This window comes from Dietzia alimentaria 72, from assembly GCF_000226215.1.
GTDB classification, from domain to species: Bacteria; Actinomycetota; Actinomycetes; order Mycobacteriales; family Mycobacteriaceae; genus Dietzia; species Dietzia alimentaria.
On the sequence record NZ_AGFF01000007.1, the window covers coordinates 155,123 to 171,322 of the forward strand.

At 69.3% G+C, this 16,200-nt stretch carries 16 protein-coding genes; 9 read left to right on the forward strand and 7 right to left on the reverse strand.

Annotated elements, in window-relative coordinates; all coding sequences use genetic code 11:
- Nucleotides 1-131 precede the first annotated feature (131 nt).
- Nucleotides 132-2,096, reverse strand: coding sequence for an arabinofuranosyltransferase (locus tag ON04_RS03170; RefSeq protein WP_010540132.1), 1,965 nt, complete (start codon nucleotides 2,094-2,096; stop codon nucleotides 132-134).
- Nucleotides 2,093-3,391, reverse strand: a complete 1,299-nt coding sequence (locus ON04_RS03175) for a lipopolysaccharide biosynthesis protein (RefSeq protein WP_010540133.1) — start codon at nucleotides 3,389-3,391, stop codon at nucleotides 2,093-2,095. The genes ON04_RS03170 and ON04_RS03175 overlap by 4 nt, the downstream gene beginning before the upstream one ends.
- 117 nt (nucleotides 3,392-3,508) lie before the next feature.
- Between ON04_RS03175 and ON04_RS03180 the strand changes: the two genes are divergently transcribed.
- The 3 genes from ON04_RS03180 (at nucleotide 3,509) to ON04_RS03190 (ending at nucleotide 5,626) form a co-directional block, all read left to right on the forward strand.
- Nucleotides 3,509-4,339, forward strand: coding sequence for an SDR family oxidoreductase (locus ON04_RS03180; protein WP_010540134.1), 831 nt, complete (start codon nucleotides 3,509-3,511; stop codon nucleotides 4,337-4,339).
- Nucleotides 4,340-4,509: 170 nt separating this feature from the next.
- Complete coding sequence (locus ON04_RS03185) at nucleotides 4,510-4,716, forward strand: PspC domain-containing protein (RefSeq protein WP_010540135.1); 207 nt, start codon at nucleotides 4,510-4,512, stop codon at nucleotides 4,714-4,716.
- A 49-nt stretch (nucleotides 4,717-4,765) separates the two neighbouring features.
- On the forward strand, nucleotides 4,766-5,626 hold the full coding sequence (locus tag ON04_RS03190) for a crotonase/enoyl-CoA hydratase family protein (protein WP_010540136.1): 861 nt from the start codon (nucleotides 4,766-4,768) through the stop codon (nucleotides 5,624-5,626).
- 223 nt (nucleotides 5,627-5,849) lie between these two features.
- Here ON04_RS03190 and ON04_RS03195 read toward each other — a convergent pair whose 3' ends face one another.
- Nucleotides 5,850-6,362 (reverse strand): inorganic diphosphatase, encoded by a 513-nt coding sequence (locus tag ON04_RS03195; RefSeq protein ID WP_010540137.1) that lies wholly within the window; start codon nucleotides 6,360-6,362, stop codon nucleotides 5,850-5,852.
- A gap of 174 nt (nucleotides 6,363-6,536) precedes the next feature.
- Here ON04_RS03195 and dacB point away from each other — a divergent pair, with 174 nt between their 5' ends.
- Genes dacB through hpt form a run of 3 tightly spaced genes read left to right on the forward strand, consistent with a single transcriptional unit; the run spans nucleotide 6,537 to nucleotide 9,524 of the window.
- Entirely contained in the window at nucleotides 6,537-7,940 is a 1,404-nt protein-coding gene (gene dacB / locus ON04_RS03200) for a D-alanyl-D-alanine carboxypeptidase/D-alanyl-D-alanine endopeptidase (protein ID WP_010540138.1), read from the forward strand.
- The gene (gene tilS, locus ON04_RS03205) at nucleotides 7,927-8,967 is read left to right on the forward strand and encodes a tRNA lysidine(34) synthetase TilS (protein ID WP_010540139.1); all 1,041 of its coding nucleotides are present in this window, start codon (nucleotides 7,927-7,929) and stop codon (nucleotides 8,965-8,967) included. Before dacB ends, tilS begins: the two co-directional genes overlap by 14 nt.
- On the forward strand, nucleotides 8,964-9,524 hold the full coding sequence (gene hpt, locus ON04_RS03210) for a hypoxanthine phosphoribosyltransferase (RefSeq protein ID WP_010540140.1): 561 nt from the start codon (nucleotides 8,964-8,966) through the stop codon (nucleotides 9,522-9,524). Before tilS ends, hpt begins: the two co-directional genes overlap by 4 nt.
- A gap of 139 nt (nucleotides 9,525-9,663) precedes the next feature.
- On the opposite strand, the gene ON04_RS16620 is transcribed toward hpt, so the two are convergent.
- The 3 genes from ON04_RS16620 to ON04_RS03215 form a co-directional block, all read right to left on the reverse strand.
- Nucleotides 9,664-9,840, reverse strand: coding sequence for a hypothetical protein (locus tag ON04_RS16620; RefSeq protein WP_158217815.1), 177 nt, complete (start codon nucleotides 9,838-9,840; stop codon nucleotides 9,664-9,666).
- 49 nt (nucleotides 9,841-9,889) lie between these two features.
- A complete protein-coding gene (locus ON04_RS17165) occupies nucleotides 9,890-10,024 on the reverse strand; it encodes a hypothetical protein (RefSeq protein ID WP_274376954.1) in 135 nt (44 codons plus the stop codon).
- Nucleotides 10,025-10,129: 105 nt separating this feature from the next.
- A complete protein-coding gene (locus ON04_RS03215; RefSeq protein ID WP_141564609.1) occupies nucleotides 10,130-11,590 on the reverse strand; it encodes a wax ester/triacylglycerol synthase domain-containing protein in 1,461 nt (486 codons plus the stop codon).
- 101 nt (nucleotides 11,591-11,691) lie between these two features.
- Between ON04_RS03215 and ON04_RS03220 the strand changes: the two genes are divergently transcribed.
- From ON04_RS03220 to ON04_RS03230, 3 genes are all read left to right on the forward strand, one after another.
- Nucleotides 11,692-13,227, forward strand: a complete 1,536-nt coding sequence (locus tag ON04_RS03220) for an acyl-CoA synthetase (protein WP_029457612.1) — start codon at nucleotides 11,692-11,694, stop codon at nucleotides 13,225-13,227.
- A 280-nt stretch (nucleotides 13,228-13,507) separates the two neighbouring features.
- Nucleotides 13,508-14,344 (forward strand): sigma-70 family RNA polymerase sigma factor, encoded by an 837-nt coding sequence (locus tag ON04_RS03225; protein ID WP_010540143.1) that lies wholly within the window; start codon nucleotides 13,508-13,510, stop codon nucleotides 14,342-14,344.
- Nucleotides 14,345-14,439: 95 nt separating this feature from the next.
- Nucleotides 14,440-14,667, forward strand: coding sequence for a hypothetical protein (locus tag ON04_RS03230; protein ID WP_238529234.1), 228 nt, complete (start codon nucleotides 14,440-14,442; stop codon nucleotides 14,665-14,667).
- A 23-nt stretch (nucleotides 14,668-14,690) separates the two neighbouring features.
- On the opposite strand, the gene ON04_RS03235 is transcribed toward ON04_RS03230, so the two are convergent.
- Nucleotides 14,691-16,019 (reverse strand): amidase, encoded by a 1,329-nt coding sequence (locus tag ON04_RS03235; RefSeq protein ID WP_010540145.1) that lies wholly within the window; start codon nucleotides 16,017-16,019, stop codon nucleotides 14,691-14,693.
- Nucleotides 16,020-16,200 lie beyond the last annotated feature (181 nt).

Here is a 16,200-nt window from a genome sequence, read left to right on the forward strand (position 1 = left end):
GGGCTCGGCAGCCTCATCTGATCGTCAATCACCAGTAACACTGCATCGGCACCGACTCGAGTGAGTCGGTGCCGATGCGGTGATTTGTGCCACCGCACCCGTGGTGTGTGTCCTCGATATCGTGCACCGACTCAGCGTCGGACGATCACCATTCGCTGCCCGACCCGTCTCACATCGAAGAGCGTGGGGTCGTCGAACTGTCGCGGTCGGAACACGATCTCCTCGCGCGAGTTGTTCTGGACCCGCGGCATCTCGTTGACGATCGCCGGGAAGATCCACCGTCGGGACCCCTCGCGGGTCAGGACCAGTACGTCGGGACTGCGGAATGCGCTCGACTCCAGCGCCGCGTCCAACGCGCCGGGGGTCTTCGTATCCGACCAGCGGCGGATCTCCTCGAGCCGCTTGCCGTACCGGGCCGCCGGGGTCGCATAGGCCTGAGCCGGCGCCTGGAAGGTGAAGTACGGCCGGTAGGCGTAGAGCGTCGGGTCGGAGGTCAGCACCACCAGGTCGGAGGGTCCCGGACCACCGGTCATGTCGTCGATCGCGTCGAGGACGCCGCGCTGTGGCGCGGGGAACTCGCGGGCGGCGGCCGCGAAGTGCGCGTCCTCCTCGGAGACGTGCTGCACCATTTGCACTGCCGCGAGTGCGGCGACCACCACGGCCGCTGCGGTCACCCGCCCGCGCGACCGGTCGGGTGAAGTGTGCACAGCCCACCGAGCCAGCGCCACCGCGCCGATGACCCCGGCCAGCGCGAGCGACAGCGTGATGATCGGGATCATCCGGAACGGCAACAGCGTGCTCCCTGTGGCCGCCCGCAGGCCGGAGAGCGCGAACCAGCCGAGAACGGCCACCGCAGTCAGTCCCAGAGCGTGCGCCAGGACGAGCCTGCGATCCGCAGTCGGGAGGACGCGGTCGTCGGAGCGGATGGTCTCGTCGTCGTCGTCCGTCCCCAGTCGGGCGCGGAGCGTTGTCGTCACACTGTCGGCGGCGCGGCCGGCCCCCGCGGGCCAGACGGTGACCACGATCCACACCACGCCGATCAGGCACAGCAGCCCCGCCGCGGACACCTCGAACATCGGAAGCGGCCACCGGGACGCGATCTCGGGTGCGAAGGCGTTGGCGACGGAGGCCTCGGTCTCCGCGCCGCCGAGCACCGCCAACAGGTACCGGTGCCAGAACAGCAGGGCGATCGCCGCGGAGATTCCGGCCATTGCGGCCAGTCGGGCGAGCAGGCTGCGGACCGCGGCGTGGTCGGCGCGGCACCGCCAGAGATGGATGACGACGACGAGACCCACCATCAACGCCGCGAAACCCGCGATGAGCGTGTAGCCGAGTGCGGCCCAGCCGAGATATATGCCGATCGTCAGGACCAGCGGCCACGTGGGACTGCCATGGGCCCGGGCCCCGGCGGCGACGCGTGCGCAGAGCAGGTAAGTTGCCACGACGATCTGCGGAAGCAGGCAAATGAGGATCCAGGAGTACGGCTCGTAGGCGTTGGTGTGGACTCCGACCGTCGAGGTGACCAGACCGAGCACCACGGCCACACGTGTCGGGACGAGCCACCGCCAGGTCACGAATGCGATCGCGCCCGCAATCGCCATCGTGACGATGGCGTAGGGCTTGTAGAACTCCCAGCCGTCGATCCCCAGGAGCGCAGCCAGGCGCCCGCCCACCCAGAACCACTGCGGGGGATAGAAGGGCGCGGCGTCGGCGTAGAAGGGGTCGGCGAGCGCGGGGGAGTCGGCGAAGCGGGTGACGTAGGCGACGCGATTGAGTTGGTCGCCGCCGAGGCCGAACAGGTAATGCGGGGTTCCGTTCAGCAGGAGCCCGAGATGGGACGACGCCAGGAAGGCCGGGCCGGCGGTTCCGAGCAGCCACAGTGCCCGCGCGCTCGTGGACCGGCGCAGCAGCAGCCATCCGGCGAGGAGGACCATGACCGCGGCCAGGGTTGCACCGAAGGTCTCGGGCAGCCAGCTGGGTTCGACGAACGGCAGGGCGTCGACCGCGGCGAAGGTGACTGTGCCGACCACGGCGGCCACCAGCAGCGCGGCGAGCAGTTCAGCGGCACGGCGATCGAGGACGCGGACTGAGTTCACTGCGCGGGGTGGCCTTCAGCTCGTCCGGAACGCGCGAGGCCGACCAGGTGCAGCGCCACCCCGAGTCCGGGTCCGGCGAGCAGCGCGATCGCCGAGCGGGCGTCCACGGCGCCCGGCAGGGCGAGGAGCAGGACCGCGGCGGCGACGACCGCCACCCACCAACCGGCGTTGTAGAGCAGGTGATGGCCAAACGCGAGCGCGGCGTTGCCGGTGATCATGAGCGCGGCCGTCCCCAGGGAGGCGGCGGTGAGCGCGGCCAGGACCGGCCCGGGCAGCTCGAACTCGGCCCCGAACAGGGTCCGGATCAGCCAGGGGCCGACGACCCACGCGGCGCCCGCGCCCACGATCCCGACGGCCGTGACGAGCCCGAGGGGCGCGGCCAGCGCGCGGACTCCCTGCGTGCGGCGTTCGACGAAGTACACGATGATCGCGCTCTGGAAACTCGTGAGCGGGACCAGAAGCGGAGCCCGGGTGAGCGTGATGGCGAGGATCACGGCGCCGACGAGGGGCAGGGGGTCGGAGTCCCGGGCGGTGGCGGTGACGAACACCGGGAACCCCACGACCAGTGCGGACGTCCCCGCCGAGGCGAGCATCGCCGATCCCGTCTGGCGCCAGAAGGCGCCGCGGCCCACATCCAGGGCCGACCGGAGTGCCGCCCGGGTCGCGGGGGAGAGTGCGACGAGCACGGCCCAGGTGAGCGTGCCGGCGACGGTGGCGACGGCGAATCCGAGCCCGGCGTCGCCGAGCCACCAGGCGACGCCCGCAACAGCGAGCCGCAGCGATGCGTCCACCGTGAGCAGTACTGCGTACAGTCCCCAGCGCTCCGTTCCCGACAGTGCGCCTGCGGTGGCGGCCTGGAGGGCGAACCCGAGGATGCCCACGGCCATGATCGCCACCCCGGCGCCGGAGTGCGTGGCCAAACCCAGGGCGGGCCAGGCGGGCCAGCTCAGCAGTACGGCGGCGGCCAAGCCGAGCCCGAGCACAAGCCCTGCATGCAGGAGTCGCACCCGCGGCCCGACGGGCGAGCGAGACTGCGCGCCCCGAGCCGCGCGTACGGCCCTCGTTGCCTCTTGCATGAGTCCGTTGGCCACGCCGCCGAGGGCGAAGAACGCCCCCCAGTAGGACGCGAAGAGCGGGTAGTCGGCCGGACCGAGGGCGCGTCCTGCGACGAGCATGACGAGGTAGCCCGAGGCTGCGGCGAACACCGTCGCCAGAGTCAGTGCACGCAGCCCTCCCGCGCCGGCTGGTGCGGGCTCGGGGTGCAGAGCGGCGTCTGCGGCGGCCGGCGTCGTCATCGGGCACACCGGACGCGGGTGACACGGGCAGGCGCGGGATTGCTGGACACGAGGGGATCGTATCCCGCGTCGGTGAACTCACCGCCGAGCCCGCGCGCGGCTGGTTAAGTGAGGCAGATGACCGAGCGATTGAGCAACAAGACCATCGTGATCGTGGGTGCCGGCCCGGGATTCGGGCGCACTCTCGCCCTCCGCGCAGCGTCTGAGGGCGCGACGGTTGTCGTGGCCGCGCGGACCGGGGCGAGGGTCGAGGAGATAGCGGAGGAGGTCCGAGCGGGCGGTGGGGCAGCCATCGCGGCGCAGGTGGATGCGACCGACCCCGAGTCGGTGCGCGCGCTGCGCGACACGGTGGCCGAGCACACCGACGCCGTGCACGGCCTTGTGTACAGCGCATTCGCGGTGCCCAGTATGAAGCCGCTCGCGCAGACCGACCACGACCAGATCACGCGCGGCATGGACCTGTCGGTGCTCGGCGCACTGCGCACCACGCAGGAGTTCACCCCGCTGCTCGAAGCCGGGGCCGTTCCGGTTGCAGGCGCGCCCGCCCCCGATGCTCCCGGGCCGCCGACCGGGTCCGTGGTGATGATGGCCTCGGCGGTCATCCATCACTCCCGCGAGCGCTACGCGGGCTACAAGATCGCCAAGACCGCGTTGGTGGCGCTGGGGCATTCGCTGGCCACGGAGCTCGGCCCGCGCGGCATCCGCGTCAATACGGTGGCGCCGGGCTACATCTACGGCGACACGCTCAAGGGCTACTTCGAGCACCTGGCCACCAAGTACGGCGGCTCACTCGAGGACATCTATCAGCACACGGCCGAGAAGATGGACCTGCGCCGCCTACCGTCCGAGCGGGAGATCGTCGATCCTGTGGTGTTCCTGCTCTCTGACGACTCCTCGGCCATCACCGGTCAGACCCTCACCGTGGACTGCGGGGAGTTCCACACCTGAGCCGCGTCGCGCTCGCCGTTCACCGCGCGGGCCGGTCACCCCGAGACGGGATCAGGGTCGGATTCCGGGTCGTTCCCCGATGTGGTGCGGGCGCCCGGCGAGGAGAGTGGATCTCACCCGGGGGAACGTCCCCGGGACCCATATCCCCGACGACGACGAGGTGTTCCGTCATGACCTACCACCCAGACCCCCAGCCCAAACGCTTGACCAGGTCCAGGGACCGCTGGATCGGCGGCGTGTGCGGCGGCCTCGCCGACTACTCCGGGCTCGATCCGGCGTTGGTCCGGGTCCTGTTTGTGGCCTCGCTGCTGCTGCCCGGCCCGCAGGTGCTGATCTATGTGGTCCTGTGGCTCGTCATGCCCAATTCCGGAGCTTGATCCGGTACTGCCCGGAGTCGGGGCGGCCGGCGCATGGCAGGCTGAGCACATGAGCGATTCTGACACCCCCACCCCCGGCGAATACGCCTCCGTCCGCATCGAGAAGAGTGCCCGGCACCCGCACGTCGCCCAGGTGACGTTGATCGGCCCGGGTCGCAACAACACGATGGGCCCGGACTTCTGGACCGAGATGCCCCGCGTCATGGCCGAGCTCGACGCCGACCCCGAGATCCGCGCCGCCGTGATCGCGGGCGAGGGCCGCAACTTCACGTACGGCCTGGACCTGATGGCGATGATGCCGCAGTTCATGGAGTTCCTGCCCACCGACAACGCTCCGGATGTCTCGCGCAACGAGAAGATCCTGGACTTCGTGGAGACCATGCGTCAGGCGATCGACTCGGTGGCGTCGGCCAAGACCCCTACGGTGGCCGCAGTCCAGGGCCGATGCATCGGTGGCGGTATCGATCTCATCTCGGCGTGCGACGTTCGCCATGGTTCAGCGGACTCGACCTACTCTGTCCGCGAGGTCAAGGTCGGCATCGTCGCGGACATGGGGTCCCTGGCGCGGCTGCCCTACATCATCGGCTCCGGGCTGACGCGCGAATTGGCGCTGACCGGCCGCGACATCGACGCCGACACGGCACTCCGCTACGGCTTGATCACGCACCTTGCCGATGACGCCGCCGGGGTTCTCGATTCGGCGCACGCCACGGCGGCAGAGATCGCGGACAATCCGCCGCTGGTGGTGCGCGGCACCCGAGAGGTGCTCAACCGGGCGATCGACGGACCGATCTACGAGTCCAATCGCTATGTCGCCACCTGGAACGCCGGCTTCCTGGCCTCCGCGGACATGATGGAGGCCATTGGTTCGACGATGGAGAAGCGCGGAGTTAAGTACACCGGCCGCTGAGCCGCCGTCCCGAGCATCCGCACCCGCGCCTGCACGCGTAGACCACAGCCGCTACCGACGATGAACTCCCGCACACCTTGACCACAGCCGCCACTGACGATGAACTCCCGCACCGGCGGAGGCGGGGGCGGGAGTTCATCCAGAGGTGCGCCTGCCGGGGAGGCGCCTGCCGGGGAGGCGCCTGCTGGAGGAGCACCTGCGCGGGCTAGCCCGGCGGGGTGATTCAGCCGCGGAAGGGCTCGGCCGCGTCCTCCGGATGCTTCTTGAAGTTCTCGATGCCCTCGTTGATGAGCTTCTCGCCCCAGGCCTTGTCACGCCACTCGCCCGGGGTGACGTGCTTGCCCGGCTCGAGGTCCTTGTAGTGCAGGAAGAAGTGCTCGATCGCCTTGAGTTCGAAGTCCGGGACGTCGCCCACGTCCTGGATGTGGTCCCAGCGCGGGTCCATGGCCGGGACGCAGAGGATCTTGTCGTCCCCACCAGCCTCGTCGGACATGGTGTAGACGCCCACCACGCGGGAGTTGATGATCACGCCAGGGAAGACGGACTCGTCGAGTAGCACCAGGGCGTCGCAGGGGTCGCCGTCGTCGGCGAGGGTCTCGTCGATGAATCCGTAGTCCGCCGGGTAGCCCATCGAGGTGAAGAGGAACCGGTCGAGGTAGATCTTTCCGGTCTCATGGTGGATCTCGTACTTGTTCCGTGAGCCCTTGGGGATCTCGATGGTCACTTCGACGGACACTGGGTACCTCGCTGATCGTCATTATCCGGACCCGGGACCATTCGCCCCGGTCGATTCGGGCTGATTCTAGTAGGCAGCCCTACCGTCGGGGGTGGGCGCCGTCACGTGGAACGCTAGCGTGGGTGCCTGCAACGAGCGAATGACGCCGCAGACGCGTCCGGGAGGGTGGGGTCCGTGACCGAGCGGGGAGTGTGGCGCGGGCGTGGTCCCGTGTGGCGGATCGGCATCGTCCTCATCGTGGTCATTCTCATGGTGGCAGGCTTGACGGTGGCTGCCCTGCTCACAAATGTCGATGACGACGTTCGGAAAGCGGTGGGCGCGGACGGCGGCTCCTCCGCCGTGACTCCGGAGACCAATCCGGGCCTGCTCGCCGCGGGTGACACCTCGCCGCTGCCGGATCCTGCCGCACTGGAGAAGATCCTCGGTCCGCTCGCCTCGTCACCGGCCGTCGGCGATTTCGCCGCGAGCGTGGTGGACGACGCGACCGGGCAGATCCTCTGGGAGCGTCGGCCCCGCGACGCCAAGGTCCCGGCCTCCACCACGAAACTGCTCACCGCCCTCGCCGCACTGAGCAGCCTTCCCGCCGACGCCCGCGTCGACACCGTGCTCGCGCGCGGTGAGCGCCCGGACACCCTCGTGGTGATTCCCGGCGGCGACGTGACCATGTCCGGCGGGCCCGAATCGGGCCCGCTGTTCCCGGGCGCCGCCAGCATCGCCGAGGCCGCAGGGATCGTGCGCACTTCTGATCTGAGACCCGACCGCATCGTGATTGCTCCCGGCCCCTACACCGGCCCCGAACTGGGCCCGGGCTGGTCGCCGGTGGAGATCTCGGCCGGCAACATCGCGCCCGTACAGCCCTGGATGCTCGACTCCGGTCGACTCGACCCTGCCGACGAGTTCTCGCCCCGCAGCACCGAACCAGCCCTGGCCGCCGGCAAGGCCCTCGCCCGCGAACTCGGCGTCGACCCCGAGCAGGTCACGACGTCGGCCACAGCTCTGGATACCACGGGAGAGCTCGGCCGCGTCTCGTCCGCCGAACTCACCGAGCGAGTCCGGTCGATGCTCGTCTACTCGGACAATGTGCTGGCCGAGGCCATCTGCCGAGAGGTTGCTCTCGCGCGCCACCCGGAGAGCCCTGTCGGCTTCGCCGAGGGCACGAGAGCCGTCACGGACACCCTGACCGAACTCGGACTCGACATGACCGGCGTGCGACTGGATGACTGTTCCGGTATGAGCCCTGGGAACCGGCTGTCTGCATCGGTTCTCACCGATGTTCTGCGTACCGCCGCTGCGCCCGACGCCAGCCGGGAGGTGCGGGATCTGCTGGACACGCTGCCCGTCGCCGCGGGTTCGGGCACGCTCGCCGACCGCTTCGACGGGCCGTCGGCCGCCGGCGCGGGCTGGGTTCGCGCCAAGACCGGCACGCTCAGTGGAGCCAGCGCACTCGCCGGCACCGTGACCAGTTCTGACGGCCGCACCATGAGCTTCGCCCTGCTGTCCTCGGGGACCAGCGCCGCAATAGCGCGACCGGTCCTCGATCGCATCGCCGCCGAACTGCGTTCCTGTGGCTGCCGCTAGCTACCGGGGCGGCGCCGACTGGCGTGGCGCGGCCTGGACCGTCCGGTCGGCTGTGCGCGCGTTCCGTCGCGCTTACCCCGAGATCGGCGACGAGGTGTGCGTGGGACTGTCCGGAGGGGCAGATTCGCTGGCTCTCACCGCGGCCGCCGCCGCGGAGTTCGCCGAGGTCACCGCGTTGGTGGTGGACCACGGCCTGCAATCGGGGTCGGGTGAGGTGGCCAGGGATGCGGCCGCCGCCGCCCGCGGGATCGGTGCGCGGGCGGAGGTCCTCGTCGTCGTCGTCCCACAGGACGGTTCCGGCCCCGAAGCCGCCGCCCGAACGGCCCGTTACACCGCGCTCGACGCCGCGCGGGCCGGCCGGCCCGTCCTGCTGGCCCACACTCTCGATGACCAGGCCGAGACCGTCCTGCTGGGTCTGGGCCGCGGATCCGGTGCACGCTCCCTGCGTGGGATGGCGGCCTGGGATGCGCCCTGGGGCCGGCCGCTGCTCGGAGTTCGCGCGGCCGATACCCGTGCTGCGTGCCGCGAGCTCGGCCTGGACTGGTGGGAGGACCCGCACAACACCGATCCGGCCTTCACGCGCGTCCGCCTGCGTCATGAGGTCCTGCCGCTGCTCGAGGAGGTCCTCGGAGGTGGCGCCGCCGAGGGACTGGCACGCACGGCTGAGCTCCTGGGTGTCGACGACGACGAACTGGATCGGCTCGCGTCCGGTGTTCCCGTCGCCCCGGACGGCACCCTGTCGGTTGGGCACCTCGAGATTCTGCCGGCGGCCGTTCTCACGCGCGTGGTGCGCCGATGGCTGCTCGAGCAGGGGGTGTCCTCGCCCACCTACGCACACCTGACGGCGGTGGCCGCGCTGGTGACCGACTGGCGTGGGCAGGGTGGTGTGGCCGTGGGCGGAGCCGGTCCCGCGGCGGCCCGGAAGGGTCCGGGTGTGGCCGCGGATCAAGGGAGGTTGGTCGCCCGGCGTCGGCATGGAAAGGTGTTCCTGGAGATCGACCGGGCAACTGAGGCGGGGACGGCATGAGCAGCGTGGACAAGTACGCGGACGAGATCGAATCGGTGTTGCTGAGCACTGACGAGATCCGCGACCGGATCGCCGAGATGGGTGTGAGGATCGGCGAGAAATACGCCGATACCGAGAAGGAGGTCGTGCTGATCTGCGTGCTCAAGGGCGCGGCGATCTTCGTCTCCGACTTCGCCCGGGCCCTCACCATCCCGTCCGAGCTCGAGTTCATGGCCGTCAGCTCGTACGGCTCGTCGACCAGTTCCTCGGGTGTCGTACGGATCCTCAAGGACCTCGACAGGGACATCAGCGACCGCGACGTGATCATCGTCGAGGACATCATCGACTCCGGCCTCACGCTGTCCTGGCTGATGCGCAACCTCCGCACGCGGAACCCGCGGTCGCTGGAGATCGTCACCCTGCTGCGTAAGCCCGACGCGGTGAAGGCCGACCTGGACATCCTTGAGATCGGCTTCGATATCCCCAACGAGTTCGTGGTGGGGTACGGCCTGGACTTCGCCGAGCGGTACCGCGACCTGCCGTACATCGGCAAGCTGCACCCGCGCATGTACTCCTGACCGGAAATACGGCACGAGTCGGGCCACGGGAATCCCATAACTCGATCAGCTGAGTTCCCGGGCCGGTACAACTTAAATGGCAACGCCCTGCGGTCCTCCGAATTCGGAGGACCGCAGGGCGTTCTGCGGCAGAAGTGACTTACTTGCCGGCTGCCGGCGGGTTGCCGCTGCCCGTCGCGAGTGCGTCGAGCATCCGCGCGACCAGGGTCGAGACATTGCTGGAACCTGCGGCGAACAGGGTGGCGAGGGAGCCGCCGCCGGATTCGACGCTGCCTTCCGCTACATCGAGGACGGTGCCGAGGGAATCACTGAGCATGTTTTAACTCCTGAAAGAAAGAGGGATCTGCGAGGAAAGTGCGAGGGCGTCAGGCCACGTCCTCGGCATTGCCGACCAGCGAACCAGAGATAGAGCCGAAGAGATTGCCGACGAGTCCGTCGGCCTTGGTCAGGATCGGGAGCATTCCGAGAAGGGCGGGCATGAGGTCGTCGAGGGAGCCCATAAAAATTCTCCTTAGTTTGTGTGTGCGAGAACTCCAGTTGCGTCCTCGCGTGTGATCGGCATCTGAACTGTTGCCAACCTGAGGCCACCATAAGTGAATGTGATTCTAAGCACAAGGTGAACTGTCTATCGGGGGTGGCACCGACTGGTTAATGCGTTGTATCAGCAGTTTCGCGAGCTCCTCGCGGATGAGGGTGAGGTATCCCTGGAGATCGGAAAGCGCCTCCGGATCGGCGGACACCGAGAGCAGCATTCGATCGCCGCTCGTGCTGAACAGGTGTCTGAGTCGGTCTCCGTCGACCACCGGGAGGACGCCAAACGCCGCCCGGAGAGGCGCACCGTCCAGATTCTGGCCGTTGGTGGGGGCGGGGAGGTTGCTGATCATGGTGTTCCTGAGCCGACGATCTGTTGCGGGAGGCGCGGTGACGCGATGCATCGAGGCGCGCAGCGATAGCAGCCACGCTGGCGCCACTGCCATCCGCGACCTCTCGCGGCTGGACCGAGGGTCGAGCCAGCGGGCTTTCTCGGCAGCAGAGGATCGCGCGACCGCCGCGAGTCTCGCTGCCGGGTCCGCCATATCGCTGTGCAACCGCACCGTGCCGAGGACGAGTTGGTTCGCGGCCCGGCCCGAACAGTCGGCCCCCCGTCCGGCCCCTGTGTGCGAATCCGGAAGGCGTAGCGAGATGGGCATCATCGCGGCCAGTGAGGATTCGGGCGTCTCGCCCTCGCGCTCCAGGAGTCGGTGCAATGCCCCGCCGACGATCGTCAACAGCACATCGTTGACGGTCGCACCAGGCGCGACCGACCGAGCGGCGCGTACGTCCTCGAGTCGGAACTCCCCGATATCGAAGGAGAGCCGCCCGGATGACGGGTGGTTGAAACGGGTGGCCGGGCGGTCGTGTGCAGGAGCAGGGTGTTGGTCGATCTCCGCCGTGCCCGCTGCGCCGTCGGGTCGCGTGCGACCGCTCCGGGAATCCCGCCAGACGGCACGGACGAAGCGGACCAGGTTAAGGGGTGACCGGACGAAGGCCCGTGCGGCGGTCTCGGCAGGCAGGGCGGGGCGTCCGGGTGTGCTGGCGGTAGGGCGAGCCGGGTCCGCGAAGAGTGCGGCCTCTATCCGGCGTAGTTCCATGCCGTCCGCAGCACAGTGGTGAACCTTCAATACCAGTACGGTGATCTCTGCAAGTCCCAGGACATCGGTCGCGCCCGTGAAGGCGTGGAGTTCCCAGGGCGGGCGGGTGAGGTCTATCCGTCGACTCGCGATGGCAGAAATTGCGTCCCGGAGGGCCGTCCATCCGCCATTGATCTCATGCAGCTGGACGTGTTCGGAGAGGCGGAGCTCTGGAGTCGGGACTAGAGTCGGGTGGTCGATGTCGATCGGCGACCTCCTCACTCGCCGGGTGAAGAACTCCGCGGTCGCGAGCCGTGCGTGCATCCATCGGCGTAGTTCCGCTGCCGTCCGTACCGCCTTCGTGTCGGCGTCGGTGGCGAACACGTAGCAGGCCACCAGCATCTCGGGGTGCCGCACGCCCTCGTCGTAGACGAACGTCGCGTCTCGCCACGTCATCCGCTCGAAGTCTCCGGTGAGTCCTGATCGCACTGCTCTTGCCCTCTCGGCGTTCTGGCCATTACGGTGATCAGCATCACATGGAGCGATACGCTGCCTGCATGTTCCCAGGTAACTTCGCCGCCACCACCCCCGACAAGCCCGCCGTGATCCGGCCCTCCACGGGCGAACAGATCACCTACGCCCAGCTCGAGGCACGCTCCGCTCAACTCGCCCACGTCCTGGTCGACGACTGGGGTCTGGGGCCAGGCGAGACCATCGCGGTGGTCTCGGACAACACCCTCGAGATGGTCGAGATCTACTGGGCCGCGCTCCGCACCGGTCTTTACATCGCGGCGATCAACCATCACCTGACGGCGGACGAGTCGTCGTACATCATCACTGACTGCGGCGCCCGGGCCTTGTTCGTCTCCGCCTCGGTGGCCGATCACATCGACGTCACCCCGGGCGCACACCCGGGTGTGGAGCACCGCGTGGTGTTCGGCGGCGCGCTGGAGGGCTTCGAGGACTACCGGGCGTTGCTCGAGGGCAAATCGACCGAGCCGCCCGCCGACCAGCCGCGCGGTCATGACTTCCTCTACTCCTCCGGCACCACCGGCCGGCCCAAGGGCGTCCGCGTGGACCCGCCGGAGGGTCAGGTCGACGAGGTTCCCGACCCCTACACCCCGGTGTTCAGCTTCCTCTACGCGATCGACGCCGACAGCGTTTACCTCTGCCCCGCGCCGCTGTACCACGCTGCCCCGTTGCGGTTCTGCGGAGTGGTCAACTCCGTCGGTGGGACCGTGATCCTCATGGACCGGTTCGACGCGGAGGAGTCGCTGCGGCTCATCGAGGAGTACAAGGTCACGCACTCGCAGTGGGTGCCGACGATGTTCGTGCGCATGCTCAAGCTGCCGGATCAGACACGGGAGCGCTACGACGTCTCCAGCATGACCCACGCGATCCACGCCGCAGCGCCGTGTCCGCCCGAGGTCAAACGCCGGATGATCGAGTGGTGGGGCCCGGTGATCCACGAGTACTACTCGGCCACCGAGGGGATGGGTATCACGTTCATCAACTCCCAGGAGGCGCTCGAACGTCCCGGGTCGGTGGGCCGCGACGGGCTCAAGGGCATCGCCCACATCTGTGACGAGGAGGGCCGGGAGCTCCCCACCGGCGAGATCGGCACGATTTACTGGCAGCAGGACGAGGGCACCTTCTCGTATCACGGCGATCCGGAGAAGACGGCATCCGTGTTCCACCCCGATCACCCCACCTGGTCGACGTTCGGCGACGTGGGTTACCTCGACGAGGACCGGTTCCTCTATCTCACGGACCGCAAGGCGTTCACCATCATCTCGGGCGGGGTGAACATCTACCCGCAGGAGATCGAGAACGCGCTGGTCCTGCATCCGGTGGTCGAGGACGTCGCGGTGATCGGACTGCCCGACGAGGAGATGGGGGAGCGGGTGCATGCCGTGGTCGTGCCCGCCGCGGACCGCGCTGACGACCCGGGTCTGGCGGACGAGATCCTGGGATCCCTCCGTGGCCGGGTCTCCGACTTCAAGATCCCGCGCGGACTGGACTTCGTCGACGAACTACCGCGTACGCCCACCGGAAAGCTGGTCAAGCGTCGGATCGTGCAGCAGTACGTCTGACCGGGGCGGCCCGGCGCGGTGACGCCGGCGGAATAGAGTCGGCCCGAAGGTGGTTACACGGGGTGGATCGGGACGCGGCAGTGTCCCCCGGGCTCACCCCAGAAGCCCTCGCGGAATTCCGTCCGGCTGGAACCGCGTTGGGCACCTCGCCGAGAGGCGACCCCGCGTCCCGGTCCACCCACTACTCCCTCGCACATACACTATGCCGGCGGCCGGTCGGAGGTTTCTGTGAAGACCGCTCTCGGGCTGTTGGATCAAAGGGGTTGTGAAGGATACGGGCGTGGACCGGACTACTGAGTTCCAGCGCGAACGTCCCAGGCTCGTCCGGATCGCCGCGAGCGTGCTCGGCGATCCGGCTGAGGCCGAGGATGTGGTGCAGCAGGCCTGGCTCCGGCTGTCGCGCGCCGACTCCCGGGTGATCGACTCCCTCCCGGCCTGGCTCACCACTGTTGTCACCCGCCTGTGTCTGGACCGGCTCAAGGCCGCGGTCCCGCCGCCTATGGAGCCGGCCGACGCCGCCGCGACCGCGCCGGACCCCGCCGACGAGGTACTCCTCGCCGACTCGATGGGCGCGGCGCTGCATGTCGTGATCGACCGTCTCACCCCGGCGGAGCGGGTGGCTTTCGTGCTGCATGACTCGTTCTCGGTCGACTTCGCGTCGATCGCGGCCGTACTGGACTGCTCACCGGTCGCGGCCCGCAAGCTCGCGTCGCGGGCGCGCGCGAAGGTCGCGCATGCGGGCCCCACCGTCGAGCAGGCGGATTGGCTCGTTGTCGACGCCTTCCTCGACGCCGCGCGACGCGGCGAGTTCACGCGGCTCCTCGTTCTCCTCGCGCCGGACGTGGTGGTGGTCGGCGACCCGATCGCCGTCGGCCTCGGGACACCTGCGCGCATCGAGGGGCGCGACGCCGTGGCCGAATTCTTCGACGGGGCGGCAGCGTCGGCGCTGCCGGTGTTCGTCTACGAGCGACCGGGTGCGGCGTGGTTCGACAGGGGGGTGGCCCGGGTGGCGTTCGACTTCCGGGTCGCGGACGGCGTGGTCAGTTGCATCGAGTTCCGCGCGGACTCCAACGTGCTCGCAGCTACCCGTCGGCGCAGGGGTGGCGAACCGAGATGAGCGGCCCGGTCACACTTCGGACCGGCCATTCGTCATCAGGGTGTGGCGACGTGCTTCGGCGTCGCCAAGACCGAGAGGATATCCCCGTGAAGTCGATGACCTGCCAAGACCTGGGCGGCCCCTGCGATCTGGCGCACCGAGGTGCGACGGCGGACGACGTGATCAACGCCCAAGACGCCCACCTCAAGGAGCGCGTGAAGGCGGGCGATGAGGCTCACGTCCCCGCGCGGGAAGAGATGAAGAGCCGTTGGCGGCGACCGAGGCAGTCACTCGGGTGGTACCGGGACGTCAAGAAGCGTTTCGCCGAGCTGCCGGAGGACTGAACCGCCCGGCTGACGGATGCGGCTCAGCGGCCGCCCCTCTCGATCACCGCGGCCAGCCCGAGCAACGTCGCCTCCGAGCCTGGCCGGCCCACGAGCTGAACCGAGGTGGGCAGGACGCGACCGAGAGGACTGTGGGTGGCGCCGCACGGGACGGACATCGCAGGCCAGCCGAGCACGTTGGCCAGCGGCGTGAACGGCGAGTACCGCATGGACGCCCACAGTGAACGCCCCCACGACCGCCTGTGCCATTCGGTGGCCTCGGGTGGCACATCGGCCAGCGCCGGGGTGAGCCACACGTCGACGCCGGCGGAATCCATGGCGCGCTCGACGTCAGCGCGCAGAGCCGCCACACCGCGGTTCCAGCGGGTGTCGCCGCCGTCGGCGCCGCCGTTTCGGAACACCGTCCGGCCGAGCAGTGCGTGGTGGCGCGTGCGCCGTTCCATCGCGGACAGGGGGAGGTTCTCATCCTCGGCTGCGCGGGCCACCGCGGAGGTCCATCGGGCCAGGTAGAGGACCGGGTCTTTGGGTGAGGGCAGGGGGGTGTCGACGACGACGAGGTCATCCCCGCGCAGGATCGCCGCGGCCTCTCGGGCGGCGCGCTTCCAGGGTTCGTGGATGCGCACCAGATCGCGGCCGAGCCGGATCGGGCTGGCCACCGACAACCCGATCCGGGTTCCGCCGGGCACGTGGTCGATCCCCGCCAGTTCCGGCCTGCCGGCCATCACCGACAGGGCGAGCGCGACGTCCGCGACGGTCCGGGCGAGCGGGCCCGATTCGGCCATCCCTCCCCAGTTCCCGCCGCTCAGGCTGGTCCCGACCACGCCGGGGCCGGGCTTAATGGTGGCCAGACCGCAGGCCGCGGCGGGGATGCGTAGGGAGCCCATGCCGTCGTCGCCGACGGCGAGCGGCACCATGCCGGAGGCGACCGCCGCCGCCGAGCCGCCCGAGGAACCACCGGGGGAGCGGGAGACGTCCAGCGGGTTGCGGGTGATGCCGTGGGCCTCGGAGTCGGTCATACCCCACGTGCACAACTGTGGCGCGGCTGTCATGCCCATCGGGACGGCGCCGGCGGCGAGGAGCGGTGCGACGGCCGGGTTGTCCGGGGTGACCGTGCTCTTGATCGCCAACGGCACGCCCGCCAGGGGCAACCTCTCCCGCTGCTCCTGCCCCATCGCGTCGACGGCGTCAGCCGCCGCGCGGCTCTCTGCGTGCAGGAGGGAGGTGAAGGCGCGCAGCGTCGGGTCGAGATCGGCAACACGCTCGACGGCGGCGTCGAGGGTCGCAGACGCCCGGATCGCGCCTGCGCGGACCTTTTCGGCGGTCTCGATGGCGGTGAGGGGGTCAGTGGTCACGGCCCCGATGGTACGGCGACGGGGTGGGCTGTCGTCCGGTCCCGAGGGTCCTCTGTCCGCCCGTGGCGATCACCCGGGTCGGCTGACGGTGCTCGCGGGTAGCCTGGGGCGATACCGACGACGTCAGTCGTACGACCGGGTCCACCGACCGGCTGGGCCGTCCTTCGCACACGAGGACCGA